This is a genomic window from Shivajiella indica (genome assembly GCF_042683085.1).
Taxonomy (GTDB): Bacteria; Bacteroidota; Bacteroidia; order Cytophagales; family Cyclobacteriaceae; genus Shivajiella; species Shivajiella indica.
In genome coordinates this window covers 1-831 of the sequence record NZ_JBHUIV010000019.1, presented here as the reverse complement: position 1 = coordinate 831, position 831 = coordinate 1, and the positions used below count along the sequence as shown (strand labels likewise).

The following is an 831-nucleotide window of genomic DNA, read 5'->3' as shown; positions in this document are numbered from 1 at the left end:
GCTGATCAGAGAAGATACCGAGAAGTTAGGGATCAGCATAGGAAGGGACAGGCTCTTTGGCTTGTTACGTTCGGAAGGCCTGCTGGTCAAGCGCAAGAAGAAGTATGTTGTTACAACACAGTCATTTATGCGCTACAGTAAATATAAGGATCTGTTCAACGGTAAGGTCTGGACCTCTGCCCATCAGGCCTGGGTTTCGGACATAACCTATATCCGTGTCGGTGATTCCTTCAGGTACCTGTATCTTATTACCGATGCATACAGCAGGAAGATAGTAGGCTGGTATTTGGGGAATACACTTGAGTCAAAATGTGCTCTAGAAGCCTTGAAAATGGCGATAGGACAATGTCCGTCAACAGAAGGCATTGTTCATCACTCAGACAGGGGTTTCCAGTATTGCAGTAAGATATACACTGAATTACTGGAAAAGGAAGGGATAAAGTCCAGTATGGGAGAAGCGGGAAATTGCTATGATAATGCAATGGCAGAGCGGGTCAACGGGATTCTAAAAATTGAATATAAACTTGGGGACAGGTTTAAGAATCTCAAAGAGGCGTTAGCAGCGGTAAGACATGGAGTATGGGCCTACAATGAAAAGAGGCCACATTGTTCATTAAATATGAAGAAGCCTATTGAAATACATGAGAGTGTATCAGTGTTTTCATCTCTCAAACGCAAAAGTAGCCCAAGACAGAAACCTGTCAAGGCTATATGAACGTCGCTTCGCTCCGGCCTTGACAGATTTCCTTACTTGGGCTATTGGGCATTTAAGAGGATTGAAAACATAAGAAAAACAATAAAAAAAGTGTCAAGTAAATTCAGGACGTGACA

Annotated in this window: 1 protein-coding gene; it reads left to right on the top strand. The window is 43.0% G+C overall.

All coding sequences use genetic code 11. The annotated features are described in order from the left end of the window. Positions 1 to 715, top strand: a 715-nt coding sequence (locus ACFSKV_RS14150) for an IS3 family transposase (RefSeq protein WP_380804036.1), incomplete at its 5' end; no start/stop codon positions are given. Positions 716 to 831 lie beyond the last annotated feature (116 nt).